Origin of the sequence: Treponema pallidum subsp. pallidum str. Nichols, assembly GCF_000410535.2 — a bacterium.
Classification (GTDB): Bacteria; Spirochaetota; Spirochaetia; order Treponematales; family Treponemataceae; genus Treponema; species Treponema pallidum.
The window spans coordinates 650,402-667,379 of the sequence record NC_021490.2; the positions used below are offsets into that span (position 1 = coordinate 650,402).

The 16,978-nt window shown below is 53.3% G+C and carries 14 protein-coding genes and 1 tRNA gene; 5 read left to right on the forward strand and 10 right to left on the reverse strand.

Annotated elements, in window-relative coordinates; all coding sequences use genetic code 11:
• Positions 1 to 3 precede the first annotated feature (3 nt).
• The 9 genes from TPANIC_RS02950 to rpsB all read right to left on the reverse strand — a co-directional run bounded on the left by TPANIC_RS02950 (position 4) and on the right by rpsB (position 9,289).
• Positions 4 to 2,067, reverse strand: a complete 2,064-nt coding sequence (locus TPANIC_RS02950) for a hypothetical protein (protein WP_016484223.1) — start codon at positions 2,065 to 2,067, stop codon at positions 4 to 6.
• A 37-nt stretch (positions 2,068 to 2,104) separates the two neighbouring features.
• Positions 2,105 to 2,761: a CpXC domain-containing protein gene (locus TPANIC_RS02955; RefSeq protein WP_010882045.1), complete on the reverse strand. Its 657-nt coding sequence runs from the start codon at positions 2,759 to 2,761 to the stop codon at positions 2,105 to 2,107.
• Positions 2,762 to 2,767: 6 nt separating this feature from the next.
• Positions 2,768 to 4,120, reverse strand: a complete 1,353-nt coding sequence (rseP, locus tag TPANIC_RS02960; RefSeq protein ID WP_010882046.1) for an RIP metalloprotease RseP — start codon at positions 4,118 to 4,120, stop codon at positions 2,768 to 2,770.
• Entirely contained in the window at positions 4,117 to 5,247 is a 1,131-nt protein-coding gene (dxr, locus tag TPANIC_RS02965; RefSeq protein ID WP_013945233.1) for a 1-deoxy-D-xylulose-5-phosphate reductoisomerase, read from the reverse strand. Before dxr ends, rseP begins: the two co-directional genes overlap by 4 nt.
• A complete protein-coding gene (locus TPANIC_RS02970; RefSeq protein ID WP_010882048.1) occupies positions 5,244 to 6,107 on the reverse strand; it encodes a phosphatidate cytidylyltransferase in 864 nt (287 codons plus the stop codon). The genes dxr and TPANIC_RS02970 overlap by 4 nt, the downstream gene beginning before the upstream one ends.
• Positions 6,104 to 6,790 (reverse strand): di-trans,poly-cis-decaprenylcistransferase, encoded by a 687-nt coding sequence (locus TPANIC_RS02975; RefSeq protein WP_010882049.1) that lies wholly within the window; start codon positions 6,788 to 6,790, stop codon positions 6,104 to 6,106. Before TPANIC_RS02975 ends, TPANIC_RS02970 begins: the two co-directional genes overlap by 4 nt.
• A gap of 5 nt (positions 6,791 to 6,795) precedes the next feature.
• Positions 6,796 to 7,347: a ribosome recycling factor gene (frr, locus tag TPANIC_RS02980; RefSeq protein ID WP_010882050.1), complete on the reverse strand. Its 552-nt coding sequence runs from the start codon at positions 7,345 to 7,347 to the stop codon at positions 6,796 to 6,798.
• A 103-nt stretch (positions 7,348 to 7,450) separates the two neighbouring features.
• Entirely contained in the window at positions 7,451 to 8,323 is an 873-nt protein-coding gene (gene tsf, locus TPANIC_RS02985; protein ID WP_010882051.1) for a translation elongation factor Ts, read from the reverse strand.
• A gap of 90 nt (positions 8,324 to 8,413) precedes the next feature.
• A complete protein-coding gene (gene rpsB, locus TPANIC_RS02990) occupies positions 8,414 to 9,289 on the reverse strand; it encodes a 30S ribosomal protein S2 (RefSeq protein ID WP_010882052.1) in 876 nt (291 codons plus the stop codon).
• A 197-nt stretch (positions 9,290 to 9,486) separates the two neighbouring features.
• Between rpsB and TPANIC_RS02995 the strand changes: the two genes are divergently transcribed.
• Positions 9,487 to 9,560, forward strand: a tRNA-Arg gene (locus tag TPANIC_RS02995).
• Positions 9,561 to 9,654: 94 nt separating this feature from the next.
• Here TPANIC_RS02995 and TPANIC_RS03000 read toward each other — a convergent pair.
• Positions 9,655 to 10,545 (reverse strand): HEAT repeat domain-containing protein, encoded by an 891-nt coding sequence (locus tag TPANIC_RS03000; protein WP_010882054.1) that lies wholly within the window; start codon positions 10,543 to 10,545, stop codon positions 9,655 to 9,657.
• Positions 10,546 to 10,862: 317 nt separating this feature from the next.
• On the opposite strand from TPANIC_RS03000, the gene asnS reads away from it, so the two are divergent.
• The 4 genes from asnS (at position 10,863) to sufB (ending at position 16,966) form a co-directional block, all read left to right on the forward strand.
• Positions 10,863 to 12,434, forward strand: coding sequence for an asparagine--tRNA ligase (gene asnS / locus TPANIC_RS03010; protein WP_010882055.1), 1,572 nt, complete (start codon positions 10,863 to 10,865; stop codon positions 12,432 to 12,434).
• 9 nt (positions 12,435 to 12,443) lie between these two features.
• On the forward strand, positions 12,444 to 14,525 hold the full coding sequence (locus TPANIC_RS03015) for a major outer sheath N-terminal domain-containing protein (RefSeq protein WP_010882056.1): 2,082 nt from the start codon (positions 12,444 to 12,446) through the stop codon (positions 14,523 to 14,525).
• 141 nt (positions 14,526 to 14,666) lie between these two features.
• Positions 14,667 to 15,446, forward strand: a complete 780-nt coding sequence (gene sufC, locus TPANIC_RS03020) for a Fe-S cluster assembly ATPase SufC (RefSeq protein ID WP_010882057.1) — start codon at positions 14,667 to 14,669, stop codon at positions 15,444 to 15,446.
• Positions 15,447 to 15,526: 80 nt separating this feature from the next.
• Entirely contained in the window at positions 15,527 to 16,966 is a 1,440-nt protein-coding gene (gene sufB, locus TPANIC_RS03025; RefSeq protein WP_010882058.1) for a Fe-S cluster assembly protein SufB, read from the forward strand.
• Positions 16,967 to 16,978: the final 12 nt, after the last annotated feature.

The window sequence follows — 16,978 nt, forward strand, 5'->3', positions numbered from 1 at the left end:
CGTTCAAAAATCTTCGGTCCGGATAAATTCGGTTGCTTTCAATGTCGCACCGTCGCCTTCATACCACGAAACTGAACCATCGTAATTCACGCTGACAACTCCGTTCGACGTGATTGCAGCAACTTTTGGTAACGCATACGCACGGGACATACGATACACCTGCGACTGTTGCACGCGATGTCCGACAAGCGCCCCTTTTCCTAAATTAGTTACCAACAGTGAACGCCGCATCACCATATGCGCATCTATATCCTCATCCTTATAAGAGAGGATGCGTCGCACAACACTTTCTGTGGGTTGCTGCAGTTGCAGACGAAGATGGATCAAATCAGTCGTGCCCGCATTCGTATCCAACGAAAAAAAATATACATGCTGTGTATCATGCGCGCGGACGCCAAAGGCAAAATCGCCTCCCACCGCATGCGTATATGTCTCCCCCGTACGCATATGCAGCAGGACAAGTGGCTGCAAACCGCTTTGAGTGGCTACAATTACGTCATCAGTAATCAATAGCGAATCCTGCATACCAATCGCTTTGTGAAAAAAAACTCGTATCCCCCGCTCAATATCCACCACCGATACTCCAGAGAAAGGTTCAGTAATCACCAACATACGCCCATACACCGACACGCCGCTTACCGTGGAACGCGCGCGATATATCATCCTGTGTTGACTCGTCTTTTGCGCACAATGAAGAAACTCTGTTTCTTTCCCTGCAGACCACACAATAAAACCATCACGATAAGGCAGAAACCGAGTTCCTTTTACTCCGCGCACCAAAACACGATACGGTCCCCCGGACGCCATGCTGTGATATAGGGATCCGTCTGCTAAAAAATACGCGCCCTCATCTGCACCATGTACATCGCTTGCGTATATCTGACGCTCGCCATTGAGTGCGCGGATAGTTACGCGCCTGTCATCTCCCTGCTGCAATTCATAGAGGATCCCGCGATCGGTTCCTACGATGACCCGCGTGCGAACCGAGCACGCACTTGTTATGCGAGCATTGTCAGGAAGCATAAAATCAGCAGAACGCTGCGCAGCTTTCCGTATACGCCAGTGATACTTCAACTCAGCAGGCTCTATCCACACAGGAAGACTATCGCTGAATGTATGCGCAAAACATGCACTCCGTGCAGGGTACTCGGTGAGCACCGCGCCACTTGAAGACTGGATGACATACACACGTTGGTCTCTATAACCGACAAGATGTGCACCGTTATGTATTAACATGGGAGACAGGAGATTCTTTTCGGTAAGAAGACGTTTGACGGTTGTCTTTTTGCTGTAATCTACGTACGTGAGGCGTCCAGATTCTGCATAACTGAGCACAAGGCGCGGTCCACTCGCAGTCAACAACACCACCCCAGGCTCTTCCGAAAATAGAGAAACTGTATTTCCACTCCCATCTAACACCGTCACACCTTCGCGCGATGCTGTTCCCACACTCAAAAAACTTCCCTGCACAATCCACGAGAGTGACACAACCGATGCGGTAAAACGCTTTGCAAAAAGTATTTCTTTCGTGCGCCAATTCCACACACTGACTCGGTGGTAATTGCGTCCATCTGTTTCATATACGGCAATACGCGCGCGGTCCGGATGCACTGCACAGTGTTTGATAGAAACAGGGGTGATCTGCCACGTATCCGGTTTATAATCCGGATACGTGTACTGGGTGAGAAACCCATCATTTCCTGCAGCGAAGAATGTATGGTCAGAGGCGGCCAGTATTTTTGTCAGCCCCCCTACAAAACGCGGGCTGACAGCTCCCGCCCGCGTCACTTCCGCCCCATGCACCGCAGTCCCCTGCTTCTCTCTCCTTTCAGGAGGAGCAGGGGACAACACAGAGTTACGCGCAGGCGCGGCAGAGTCTGGCGCCAACTCCTGCTGACTGTGGGAAGGAACGGAAGAAGATGCATTCTCAGATTCAGATGTATCAGACCGGGCAGATTCAAGCGTTGATTTTTGTGAGGGATAAAAGCGCGCCGGTTCAGTAAACACATCCTTCGCTGCGCGCTTCTCTACACTGTCTGCAAAAAGCCCAAGCGTACAACACCCCATACACCACGCACACCAGATGCTGCTCGCTGTGCGGGCGCTACGCGTCAGTAAAAACATTCTTGTATGAAAGATACGCCCCAACATACAGCGCCTCAAACAACTCCGCTTGTTTACCTCGCTCTCGCTCAACGCGTTCATACACATTCATGGGAACCGGCATAATTGCCGTTTGTTGTTCTCTGATACCGTACACGTGCAACTCCATCACGCGCGATCCGGTGTCCCCGACACAACGTTCAAAAAAACACGAAACTCTCTTGTCTCCTAGATGCGGTGCCCCTTCCAACACAAAAAACTTTACTGCTTCAACAATTTCAGGGTTCAAATCCCATGCTAGTATTGCAACACGATCAGCAAGTTCTGCGTAGCCAATCACGGGTGTCTGGTGCTCCCGTAAGACAAAGGGTTCACAAAAGTCAGCACTATCTCCGTCGCTCATATGCATACCGGCACAAAAAGCCAAACACCGCAAACGCTCTCGCTCAGGAACCAAAAGCAAATGCACATTCTTCGCATGCCACACAAATTCTGTTTTTATTTCGGCACGAATACGCGCACCACATGCCGGACACTGGTAACTTAAAAAATCCCCCTGCTGTATACGCGCAACAAATTCCGGGTGCTCATCAAGCGAAATTACCGTCTCATGTTCAATATCGAACACCCGCTCACACGCACACCGTAACTGCATCACTCACTCCTAGTGAAACAAAAAATTCACGTCGTTCCAAAACGCACATAAAAATATCAATGCAACAAACGCAAAACCTACAAACTGCAGATAGTACAACACACGCGGGTGTATGCTTCTTTGCATAAACAATTCAACACATGCGAATAAAATCAAACCGCCGTCCAGGATCGGAATGGGGAGTAGATTCATAATAAAGAGAGAGACGCACACGAGTGCCACAAACTCGCATAATTGTGACAGTCCCGTTAAAAAACTCTCCTGAAAACCATGCTGGGCCACATCTCCTATCACATGCGTAATCCTTAATGGGCCTGAGATAGCCTGCTGAAATTGCAGGCCCCGAAAGAGCATACCAATACCCTTCACCGTCAATACACACATACGCAACGTTTCTGCAATGCCCGCACGGACACTTGCAAAAAAAGAAGTTCCCGGTATAACCACGGTGTGAGCTTTCCATTCGATACCAACATCTATTGCCCCGTTTTCTGTGCGCACTAACGCAATGGTATGATATCGCCTCTTCCCTGAACGCAGCACAGTCAATACGACTGACTTTTTTCGAAATTCCTTGAGCAGCGCAAGGAGCTGTACTGCGTGTTGCACACGGCGTCCTGCTACTGCAAGAATTTTATCTTCAGGTTCAAGACCTGCCCGCGATGCAGCACCGTGTGCATCAACCGCCGCAACAACTAGCGGTACGTAATGGTAAATACCAACCCTCCCCATGCCAGTATGCGCATCTCTATCAGGCGTAATGGTCACGTGCATAAGCTGCCCCCTCCGTTCGATCACAAATGGCAATGCACGCTGCGCATGCTGTGATACAATTTTTTGAATATCACTGAAATAGCGTATCGGCTGGTCACCAATGCGCAGGATTGTATCCCCGTCCTGAAGTCCCACGCGGCGTGCAGGCGAGTTATCAGAACTATCGTATACATACACCGGTGAAATACGGTTTCCAAATGTGTGTACACGCGAGCCAAGCGCACTAACCAATGCCAATACCATTACCGCCATAAGCACATTCGCCAGCGGTCCTGCAAAGGCAATACCCATGCGTTTGAGCGGTCCTACTGCATACAGTGAACCGGGCTCAACGGGAATACGGGAAAGTTTTTGATCAAGCGCCGTTTGAAACGCTTGCTCTCCCTTCATACCGCAATACCCCCCAAGAGGAAGCATCGAAAGGCGATATTCCGTTTTTCCAAATTTCTTTCGAAACAGGACCGGCCCCATACCGACAGAAAAACTGAGCACCTCCACTCGACACCAAAGCGCGGCGACAAAATGCCCCAGTTCATGAAACAACACCACAATACCAAGCACCACAACGCCAATAATTATCTTAATCACCTCTCTCTCCACCTCTGTGCAATGCACGTCCGCGCACACATCCGCGCACGCGTATCGCACGCCATAACTTCTTCAAACGTTTGGGGAATTGCGCGCCAATCTTCTTGCAACGCCTGTGCAGTCACGTGTGCGATATCTAAAAACCCAATGTTTCTTTGCAAGAACGCACGCACCGCCTCCTCATTTGCTGCATTAAAGGCAATAGGATACGCACGCTGCGCCCGTGCAACATCAAAACCCATACGCAACAGCGGAAAGTCATCTACCCTCGGAGGTTCAAAATGCAAAGACAGTCCCGATGTAAAATCAAGCGGAGTTTGATACGCAGGAGGCGCATCAGGGTACAGCAACGCATACAGTAACGGCGACGCCATATCAGGGACAGAAAGCTGCGCATACGTTTCTCCCGAATGACATTGCACCAGCGCATGCACTATGCTCTGAGGGTGCACCACCACCGTGACCCGATCCACCGGTATACGAAAAAACTGCACTGCTTCTATAACTTCCAGTGCCTTATTTGCAAGTGTTGCAGAATCAACAGAAATCTTCTTCCCCATACGCCACGTCGGATGTTGAAGCGCATCTTCCACCGTGACATGCGCTAAGCACTCCTTTGAAAAGGTTCTAAATGGACCACCTGACGCAGTGAGCACTACCTGCGCCACCGCATGCGCGCCGTGCGCTGCAATAAGTTGAAAAATAGCAGCATGCTCTGAATCTACAGGAACGATTGTTGCCCCACTTTCGCGTGCCGCAGCATGCAAAAGAGAAGCTGCAAGTACCACACTTTCTTTATTTGCTAACGCGAGCGTACAACGCGTCTTGAGCACCTCAAGAGAGGCAAAAAGACCAGCAGCGCCGGCAATACCGTTTACCACCACCTCTGCTTCACAGGAAGAAAGCAGACGCTTTATGCGTGCGCGACCTTCTTGCTCAGAACATGAGCCAGTCATAGTGATATCTGATAAAGAGAACTCGCGCGCCAACGCCCGCGCGTACTCGGTCTGCCGGTGACCTGAAGCGCCCACCAGCAAGAACCGATCGGGAAACCGACGCAGAAGTTTGAGTGCTGCAGCTCCAATAGAACCAGTAATGCCCAGCACTACCACACGTCGCACACTCATACTGCAGCGATCCCAAAACACTCACATGCAATGTAAAAAGTCCCCAGTGACGGCGCAAGCGAATCCAGGTTATCCATAATTCCGCCCCGCCCGGGGGTAAAAAATCCTGAATCCTTTACCTGAGCCGAACGTTTCATCACCGACTCGACTAGATCGCCTACAATGGCAGTCAGTCCTACCAAGGCTCCAACACCCATGAGCATCCCCAAAGAGAGCGTCACACGCGAACCAAATACAAGTGAGCCAAAACACCCTGCACCTACCGAACCGGCAAAACCTCCAATAAAACCTGCAATACTCTTTTTAGGACTTGCAGGAATTATCCCTCTGTTGTTGACTCCCCAGAGCGTCCCACAGAACCATGCACAAGAGTCGCACGTAAAAACCATGAGAAAAAAAATTACCAATGCGATCTCTGCATGACGCCACCGCGTAATGAGCGAAAAAAAAAGGCTAAAGATACCTGGATACAAAACAAGCAACAGTGCCGAGGCCATACGCTCAAGGGCGTTTTCAAAAGAAGCAGAAAACGAATACACCAATTCGGTGAAAAAAACACTCATGAGCAGCGTGCCCAGTGCTCCAATAAAAAGGACAGATTCAGCGCCCCGTGCAGGCTGCCACAGCGCTGCATATCCTAAAAGCGGAAGCACAAGACTGAAAGGGATCAACAAAACCAGTGGGTACGTGCACATCCTGCGCGACACCATCGCATGCATTTCCCATACCGCACCCATAACTGATCCGAAGATAACCAAATGGAACGCTAGGAAGTGTGCATGCGGTGCCGCATATACCAACATAAGAATAGTTGGAACGCCGAAAAAAAAGATTAACAGCCTCTTTATTTCCGCGCTCATTCCAAACCCCCAAAGGTACGCGTGCGCAGGCGATACTCATCCAGGGCGCGCAGCATGTCTTCTACCCGAAAGTCAGGCCACAGGATATCGGTAAAATAGAACTCCGCGTACGCGCTTTGCCAAAGCAAAAAATTACTCATGCGTTGCTGACCCCCTGTTCTGATGAGAAAGTCGACACTCGGCAACTGCGGCGCATCAAGGCACGCGCCGAAAGCTTCTTCGGTGAGAAGCTCACCATCCGGGCACGAAGTGCTGCACAAAACCTTTTTTACCGCACGTAAAATTTCATCTTTTCCCCCATAATTTATAGCAAGCGCAACAGTAGTTCCCCGATGAGACCGAGTGCGTTCCACAACATACTCTATCTGGCTGCGCACATCAGGCGGAAGTGTCTGCGCACAACCCAGGTGCACTACGCGAATGGCATGCTCCACATAGAATGACATCTCCTTTTTCAAATACCACCTGATTAAATTCATCAAGAAATGCACTTCATGCGCAGAGCGCTTCCAGTTTTCAGTAGAAAACACATACAGAGTAACAAAAGGCACCCGAATCGCGCACAGCGCCGCGACAATCTCTCGCGCTGTCTGCAGCCCCCGCCGGTGCCCTGCACTGCGCCGCAACCCTCTCCTTTCCGCCCATCTCCCGTTTCCATCCATGATGATGGCCACGTGCTGCACGGCACTCAACCTTCCAGGATATCCTTTTCCTTCTCGGCCAAGTACCGTGCAACGTCTGCGACAGAAGCGTCAGTCGCTTTTTGGAAGGCCTCTTCTGCTGCTTTCAGTGCATCCTCGCTTAGCAGTCCCTCCTTATGCCCGCGCTTTGCTTCCTCGATTCCCTCACGGCGAATATTGCGAATAGCAACGCGCGCCTGCTCGGCTAACGCGCGCGCCTGCCTGACAAGCTCCTTCCTTCGCTCCTGGGTAAGTGGAGGAATCACTAGACGAATAACCTTGCCGTCGTTGGAGGGATTGAGCGACAATTTTGACTTTAAAATTGCACGCTCGATATCCGCAAGGAGCGTTTTATCCCAAGGCTGGATAATGATCAAACGCGCCTCGGGTACCGAAACGGTAGCCACCTGACTAAGCGCGGTTGGTTGCTGATAGTAGTCGACAGTAATCTGATCAAGCAAATGTGCAGTCGCACGTTCAGTACGCAGCGTGTTAAAACCCTCCTGCAGCGCTGAGAGGGACTTCTTCATCTTCTGCTCATAGCACTCAGCGATACCCATCTTTTCCCCTCACAACACAGTGCGGCAAGAGAGAAGCACGAGCTCCCCCACGCCTGCTTGCTCCCCATCCTGCAGGGTGGCAGGATCTATCCGTGCTTCCCACTCACTGTACCCCTAGCTGGTATATCAGTGCCTGAGTAAACCGAAGCGCACCCCCTGCGCGGGCACCCACTTCTGCCATCTTTTTTTCAACAGAAAGCTTGTCGTCCTTAACAAAGGGCTGCTTCAGAAAACAGATCTCAGCCAAATGCTTCTCTAGTTTACCCTGCACGATACTTTCCTTGACATGCGCAGGCTTCTGGAGAGACGCAACATGCGCTTGGAACACCTCACGCTGCTCCCGCACATACTCAGCAGGCACGTCCTCTGCGCGCACGTAGCGAGGGGTATATGCCGCCGCGTGCAAACAGCAGTCATACGCGAAGGCCCGCACATCGGATCGCAGGAACACATCCGGCGCATCGGAGGAAAAGGAGAGCACTACCCCTGTTTTTTTATCAGGGTGCACGTAGTGAGAAAGGTACTGACCTGCACCGGCACTGCCGGCACGTAAGAGCGCAAGGCGCGTCAAGCTCATATTTTCCCGTACGCGCGTTGCGAGGTCCACCACCATATCGCGCAGCACCTGGTTTACCTCAGTGTACGCGTGCTCGAGCACCGCCTGAGCTATACGCTCAGCAAGGGCGATGAACTCTGCGTTCTTTGCCACAAAATCTGTTTCGCAAACAAGCTCAACCATTGCTACAGCGCTCGCCCCACAGGCCGCGCCCTCTGCATGCCGTGCTTTAATAACGATGACTCCCTCAGCAGTGGCACGCCCACGCCTGTTTTCGATGGCAGCAAGCCCCCTCTCCTTAAGATACTTTTCTGCACACAGAGCGTCCCCTGCACACTCCTGGAGCGCACGCTTACACTCCATCATCCCGGCCCCGGTTTTATCACGCAAAGACTTAACGTCGCGAGCAGCAATCTCCATGTACCCCTCCTGACAGCATTTTCCGATCAGACTTCGATGCAAACATGCCTACCCAGACACACATCCCAAAAGAGACCGCGGAGGGCACACCTAACGCCCCTCGTAGAGCGACTCATCCTCATCAAACACATCGCCTTCATCGTTCACAGAATACTCACGCTCCTCAGGAGGAGTATAATTTTCATAGTCAGTAATTTCGCGCCCTTCCTCGTGCAAGGAAACGGACTCGTCAAGCTCATCGCCACTCTCCTCATCCTGCAAGTTCTCAATGATTTTCAAACCATGCTCGTTACCCGCTTCCATAACCGCATTGGCAATGAGTTGGGTAAAAAGGGAAATGGCACGGATCGCATCGTCATTCCCGGGGATTGGGTAATCGATACCTTCAGGATTACAGTTGGTGTCCACCACCGCAACAATCGGGATACCAACTCGCCTCGCCTCACGGATAGCGATAGTCTCCTTACGCGTATCAATGATAAACACTACACCCGGCAGCTCCTTCATTTCCTTTATGCCGCCCAAATTCTTTTCTAGCTTCGCGTGCTCCTTGCGTAAAGACGCCACCTCCTTCTTAGAGAGATGCTCGAACGTACCGTCTATCTCCATGCGTTCTATCTTCTTGAGACGCGAAAGACTCTTCCTTATGGTGGAAAAGTTAGTGAGCATGCCGCCGAGCCAACGGTTAGTCACATAAAACATCCCACAGCGCTGCGCTTCCTTGGCAATGGTTTGCTGCGACTGCTTCTTTGTGCCCACAAACAAAACGGACTTGCCTGAGGAAACAGTCCTGCGCACCATGTCGTACGCCTCGCGGATGGCCGTAATCGTCTTTTGCAGATCAATGATGTGAATGCCGTTACGCTCCGCGAAAATATACTTTTTCATCCGCGGATCCCACCGCCTGACCTGATGGCCAAAATGAACCCCAGATTCAAGCAGATTTTTGATAGTCACCACTGCCATACCATTCCTCCACAGAGAGCGCCGAGGCTCTCATCCTTCTCTCTTTCACCACACGCACACGCGCCGGGGATATTCTCGAGAGGACAGAAAAACGCGTCCCCTCACACACGGTCACCTTGACTAAAATCAGACGTATGGAATACGGTTGCCCGCCTCTTCTGTGGACCTTCCCAGGCCCGCAGCAGGTTACAGAGCAGGGAAGATTAGCTCATTCGGATAGAGCGTTGGCCTCCGGAGCCAAAGGCGGTGGGTTCAAATCCCGCATCTTCCATCCTCTTACCCACGTAAACGGGCGCCCCGCGCCCTACGCTCCTTCCAGTCAAGCTGGCAACTCAGGGGCCGTCCGCCCGCTCTCCTTCAGCAGGTCACTTGCCGCCAGAAACGACTCCCTTCACCACTTCGAGCGCGCGAGCGCGCACTGCAGCTGCGTAGCGCCCGTCGGCAGCGATATCCATGATCGACTCCACCACGGCGCGCCTATCGCGCACCGTGGGAGCAAGGCGCTCGTACGTGTTCAAAATCTCAAGCGCGAGAGAACCTGTCGGGTTAATAGCGGAAAACTTCCGACTAATCCAGCCAATAGTGGCGGTTGTCTCGTCCTGCTCGTTGATACCCACCTCTCCTAACGACTTAACCGCCGCCCTCACCACCGAAGGCTCACGGTCAGCACACATGACTTGGATGAGAGCGTCCTTGGTACGAGCCGAAGGCAACCGGGCGAGTAGCTCGCAAGCACGCAGGCGGATGTCGGGGAAATCATTAATCACACGCCCTTGCTCACGGATCACGCGGAACAATCCAGCAGTGGCCAACCGACTTAGCGCCTCCTGGAGGTCATCAGAACCACGTCCGCCTTCAAGTGCCTCCTGGATATACTGGAGCGCGAGCACCTTTGAATCATGCCCCCTGCTCTCAACCATCTCTTTGATCACCACACCCTCTGCAGAGTTCAGATAGGCTTGCTCGACGGTCATCATGCCTCCGTCGCCCGCACTGGCCTGAGCACCCACACTTGGATCTGTGCCCTGCTGGGGAAAAACCGGGACGCCAAAAGCAAAAGCGCAGACACCGAGTAAGAAGAAGCGCTGCTGCATAGGACATTTCCTCCTGAAACTTATGGTACAAAATGCACACGGGACCGAGACACTGCCGCACGGCACGCGCGGGCACATGGTCGAGCATTTTGCGCACCACGTCAAGGGTTTGTGCCCAGGTATCCTTAAGGAACGAAACACACATGCCGAGGGATCCGCCATGGAAAGGGTGCACCTGTGGAGTCTTATAGGCGCGGTAATCGTTCACCCGCGCGTCCTTTCTGCGGGAGTGTTTCTGATACTCTACTTGCATCTGGTTTTCTATGTCGTACGGCGTGGTCCCGGTCACAGAAGACCGCGCCTCGGCCGCTCCTCATCTAGAGAGTAAGTTCCCTGGAAATGAAACGACGCTTTTTCGCACGGTTCGCTCTCCCCAGTCCTGCGCGGCGTTCCATGCAGATGCCGCGCAGGGCGTGCGCCGTGGCGTCACAGCTGCTTGCCGGTCCACGCCCTTCCACAAAGAGGGTAAAAGCGTTAGAGTGCGTGCTATGCACCCTTTGCTCAAGGAGATTCTGACTCATCCCCCCTCAGGCCAGCACGAATGCGTTCACGGTTGGGTGCGCTCCAAACGGGAGACAAAACGCGCTGTCTTTATCAGTCTGAGCGACGGTTCTTGCCCTGATACCCTTCAGGTTACCGTTCCCCTGCCCGAGTGTTCCGCCTCCCTTTCCTCTGGGGCGCAAGCTGAGCAAATCCCTAATGTCCGCGACGCTGTCCTCCAGGGGGAAACGCTCGCTCAAACGCTCAAACGCGTTACTACCGGCGCCTGCATTCGCGCCGAGGGTGCACTCGTCCCCTCCCCAGGCGCCGGGCAAGCGCTTGAGTTGCGCGCTTGCAACCTGACTGTTCTTGGCGAGGCGCCTGCTGAAACCTATCCTTTGCAGAAGAAATCGCATAGTTTTGAGTTTTTGCGTGCGCACGCCCATCTGCGCGCGCGCACTAGTACCTTTGCCGCGTGTGCACGGGTGCGCAGTGCACTTGCAGGCGCTGTCCACCGCTTTTTCTCCGAGCGACACTTTCAGTACGTGCACACACCGATCATTACCGCTTCGGACTGCGAGGGTGCAGGCGAGCTCTTTCGCGTCACTACTTTTGATCCCGTGCGTATTGCGCGCGAAGCACACGCAGCGGGCGCGGCAGGCAACCCCTACGCACTCACGTACGCGGACGACTTTTTTGGTAAGGCAGCGCGCCTAACCGTTTCGGGCCAACTGCAGGGGGAAGCATATGCGCTTGCCCTCACGCGCATCTACACCTTCGGCCCTACTTTTCGCGCAGAGAACTCAAATACTAGCCGCCATCTTTCTGAGTTCTGGATGGTGGAGCCGGAAATCGCCTTTGCACGCATCACTGACTGCATGGACGTGGCAGAGGAGTTTTTGGCGTACCTGCTACGCGCAGCACTCAAGGACTGCGCGCAGGATATAGCCTTCCTTGACGAGCGCGCAGCGCAGCATGCGCGAAGCGCGCGGGGCGACACACCCCTTGCCGCGCGCAGCACAGCGCGCACACCGCCAGTGCGGACGCCAGGGCAGCTGACGCGCATGCTCGAAGACGTCGCCCGCGCGCCTGCCACGCGCCTGACATACACAGAGGCAATTAAACTACTGGAGAACAGTGGGCGCTCCTTTGAGTTCCCCGTACGCTGGGGATGCGATTTACAAAGCGAGCACGAGTGTTTTTTAACAGAAGAGGTGTTCCACGGCCCGGTGATTGTCTATGACTACCCAAAGGAAATCAAGGCCTTCTACATGAAGCTCAATGCCGACGGCACAACGGTGCGTTCCATGGACCTGCTAGTTCCGGGATTAGGGGAGATTATGGGAGGCTCGGAGCGCGAGGAACAGTTTGAAGTACTCTGTGCTCGCATCCGTGCCAGCGGTTTTGACCCTCACGACTATCGCTGGTACACCGATCTCCGTCGCTTTGGTACCGCGCCCCATGCAGGTTTTGGACTCGGCTTCGAGCGCTTGCTGCAGTACGTCACCGGGCTTGGGAATATTCGGGATGTTATTCCGTTTCCTCGTACGCCGCGCACTGCGGACTTTTAGGATGGAGCCATGAAAGGAGTACGCTGTCCCTGTCTTTATGCCTGCAGGGTGTTGTACTCTCAAAGCAAAATCCGGCGGCGACGCACGCTGCTGTCTCCGTCGGCGGCTGTGCGCTCCTCCTGCCATGATCCCCCTGGACACTCAGCAGGGAGGCGTGTCAGGTCAGTTGGCACGTGGGCGCTCCTCTTTATGTCGTCCGCAGCAGGACTGTGTGCAGAAACCAGACTGCACACCTTAGCAAGTACGCCGCGGATTTCAGGCTTTGCCCGGTTGCAGTGGGGTATCACGCTCCCCTACGACCCCGCAGTAGGTCCGCCGCCTCCCGTGCCGCCCCGCGAGAATGGAGATGGCGACGACAGAGATGTGGTGAACGTACAGATACAGGGAAATGGAGCGCAGGGACAGGAAGTAGAAGAGAGTGAGAAGGAAAAAGCGCGCATTCGTCAGATAACGCACGGGTTCCGCAGTACCACACACTTGTGTGTAACTGTTCCGTTGTTTTTAAAAAGTGACCGCATAAGGCGCGCAGGTACATTATCTGACGGTGGCTTGTGGACTGAAATTTCTATCAAGGATTTGGAGGTAAATTTTCAGACCAAAAAGCCTGGTGAGCCTTTTACCCTAGTCACAGAAGAAACCGCTATTGAAGCGACGCTACACTGCTTTGGTGCGTATATGACGATCGGCACCGCTCCCCTCTTTCGCGCCAATTTTGCCCAACTGTGGAAACCTTTTCTTGCAGACCTCTACAAGGAAGAGGAGGTGCGGTTTGCGCCAGGGTTCGATGGCATCGGCGGCAGGCTCGGCTACCGTGCACAGAACGTAGGCTCAAGTGGAGTGAGCTTGGATATTTGCTTTCTTTCCTTTGCCTCAAATGGTTCCTGGGACGCGCCTGCCCCTGCTCCTGCTCCCCCTGGAGGTGCGGCGGAAGAGGCTCTGCATAGCAAGTATGGTTTCGGGGCAGACGCGACGCTCAGCTATGCGCCGTGGAAACGCGAGTTAGTACGGGCAGAAGTGGCAGCCAGCGCGACACTGGGAAAAGGCTATAAAAGGGTCAGCCATAAACAGAAAAGGCACTATAGGCAGAATGACGTCCTGTGGAATGCAGGCGCGCGCATAACGCTCACTCCTCTTTCGGACTTCAAGGTGGTGTTGGCTCTGGACATGGGTAACCATTATGCAGGTCGGAAAACGCTCGACTATCTTGCCCCGATCCTTATCGATATGGAAAAAACCAAGGTCACCCCCGGAGGGCCGGTGGCGTATGCCATTGCACAGCGCGTGTTGCAGCTGCCTGAGTACGCGCAGAAGCTCGATAGTGTCAAGAACGGAATGTCCGCTAACGGATCCTCTGTGCGGGATATTGCAACCAAAATCGTACAAGCAGAACAGACGAACCCGACAGTTAGTTCAAACCCCTTGCTTGCAGCGCTGTTGACAGTGCTCTGGCAACAAGCGCTGGACACCTACGCGCTCGATGCACTCCTGACTCTGCAATGGCGCTGGTTTGCCTGCGGCGTGTACGTGGCCACTGCTCCTGCAAGCGTGTTTGGGGCCATGGTCTTTCCTACGTATGGGAGCACACACACGGACGGCGGCGGCTTTCTGCGGGTAGAAACCAAAGCGGGAGACGCGTATACACACCTTATAGACGGACTGGAAGCAGGGATGGACGTGCGGTGCTATATCCCGCTTACCCACGGCCTGTACATAGACAATGGAAAAGGATACTACGTCTCTCCAATGGGTGTGTGGAAACTCCCTGACACCCATATCAACTTGCCCGTTATGGGGAAGGTGTGGGCGCGCTACCTTATTCCGCTTGGCGAAACTGCATGGCTTAAACCTTCGCTTGCCGTATACGGCACCACGAATCGCTTCAACTATAATCTTAAGACAGAAAATCTAGTTCATGAGCGTTGCGTGCAGTACCAGGTGGGCCTGACGCTCTCTCCCATTGAAAAAGTGACGCTTCACGCACAGTGGGAGCAGGGACAGTTGGAACCAACGCCCTACATGGTTATTACGGAAACCGTTACTTCCCGTAGGTATTTTGGCACCTTCGTGTGCGGAATGACTATTAACTGGTAGAACGCCAAGGTAGGACATACACTGCGCACGGTATTAAACCTGTATGTGTTTCCTGTGCAGGATGCGTGGTCTCTTTCCCTTGCAACATACATTCGAATGTACGTATACTCCTGCTCAGTTTACTCCTTGCAGGAGCCGCTCATGCCCACACTCCTCGATATCCGCGACCTGTGTATGTCCATTGCGGATAGGCCCATCCTCAAAAGTCTCAACCTAACCCTGAATACCGGCGAGGTGCACGCCGTCATGGGACCGAACGGTGCAGGCAAGTCCACTCTTGCAGGCACCATCGTGGGAAATCCCCACTGCACTATCGAACGTGGGGAAATTTATTTTCAAGGGCAGTGTATCAACGACGTGCCTGTGTACGAGCGCGCTCGGCGGGGTATTTTTCTCTCGTTCCAAACTCCTGAGGAAGTCCCCGGTCTTTCGGTCGAGGAGTTTCTCCGCGCGGCAAAAGAGGCGGTTCTTGGTACTAAAGTTTCCGTGCTCGACTTTCACACGCAGTTGCGTGCGAAGCTTGCTCGCTTGCGCATCAGTGAGGCGTACGCCTCGCGCGGCCTGAATGTAGGATTCTCTGGGGGAGAGAAAAAAAAGAACGAAATACTTCAGCTCGCTGTTCTTGAGCCCAAACTGGCCATACTTGACGAGACGGATTCAGGACTTGATGTTGACGCTACGCGCATTGTCTTCGAGGGCATTGACGATATCCGTACGCCCGATATGGGATTCCTGATCATCACCCATCACCGAGAAGTTCTCGAGTACATTAAGCCTGACGTGGTGCACATCCTCGTCGACGGTACCATCGTGAAGACCGGTGACGTGAGTTTGGTGCACTACGTGGTTGAACACGGTTACGCTGACTTTGCCACGCCCCGTGCAGGCGAACAAGGAGGCACGCCCGTTTCTCCGGAATAGAAAAAGTAAGTTATCCTTTTGTGGAGGCGCGCTGCCCCCACGCCAGCAGACCGCATATCCACCGCTTAGAGGAAGCGCGTATGAATACACAGCAACAGAGACAGCTTTTACAGCCGCGCAGGCGAACGTACGTATCGGACATCAAGCGAGGTATTTACGATGTAAAAGACGCCGTTACCTACACCTACTCAACCGGTAAGGGTTTGAACGCTCAGGTTGTAGAGAAAATTTCGCGTCGCAAGCGGGAGCCACAGTGGATGCTCGACTTGCGTCTCAGATCCTTGCGCTATTTTATGAAGCGACCCATGCCAGAGTGGGGCGCGGATATCTCTGACCTTGATATCCAAGAGATTGTCCACTACATTGTCTCCGATTTTAAGCCAATCGCAGAAAGTTGGGATGACGTCCCAGAGGAGATAAAGAAGACTTTTGATCGCCTCGGTATTCCTGAGGCGGAGCGAAGATCCCTTGCAGGAGTAGGAGCGCAGTACGACTCAGAGGTGGTGTACCACAACCTCCGGGCAGACTTAGAACAACAGGGAGTGGTGTACCTCGACATGGAGTCTGCCGTGCACAAGCACGAAGACATTGTCCGCGCGCACTTTATGCATCTGATTAAACCGAACGAGCACAAGTTTGCTGCACTGCACGGAGCGGTGTGGTCAGGCGGGTCGTTCGTGTATGTGCCCAAAGGGGTGCAGGTGGACTTACCCCTGCAGTCCTACTTCCGCTTGAATGCAAATCAATCCGGGCAATTTGAGCACACGCTCATCATTGTGGATGAAGGCGCATCCCTCCACTTCATCGAAGGGTGTAGCGCGCCGAAGTACTACAAAAATGCGTTGCACGCAGGCGCCGTGGAGCTGTACGTAAAAAAGAACGCGCGCCTACGCTATTCCACCATAGAAAACTGGTCACGAAACCTGTACAACCTCAATACCAAGCGCGCCATTGTGGACGAAGACGGCGTCATCGAGTGGATCTCAGGCTCCTTTGGTTCCCGCGTCACGATGTTATATCCGATGAGTATCCTCAGAGGAGATCGCTCGCGCAGCGAGTTCACCGGCATCACTTTTGCTTCTGCAGGACAGTACCTCGATACTGGAACAAAAACAGTGCACCTGGGCAGGAACACGGTATCGGAGGTACATGCTCGATCCATATCAAAGAATGGCGGAACGGCAAACTACCGCGGGTTGCTTTCCATCGGTCCAAAGGCTGACGGGGCAAAAGCGGTCGCTGAGTGCGAGTCCCTCATGCTCGATAACCAGTCGCATACGGATACCATCCCCATCATTGATGTACGTACGGATAACGTTGATATCGGACATGAGGCAAAAATCGGCAGAATCAGTGACCGCGTCGTTTTTTATCTCATGCAGCGCGGGCTTGATGAGCAGACTGCCATCTCTCTTATCGTCAGAGGGTTCGTAGAACCCGTCTCAAAGGAATTGCCTCTTGAGTACGCCGTTGAACTGAATAACCTTATTTCCATTGAACTTGAGGGAGCGATCGGCTAACTCCCTTCCTGA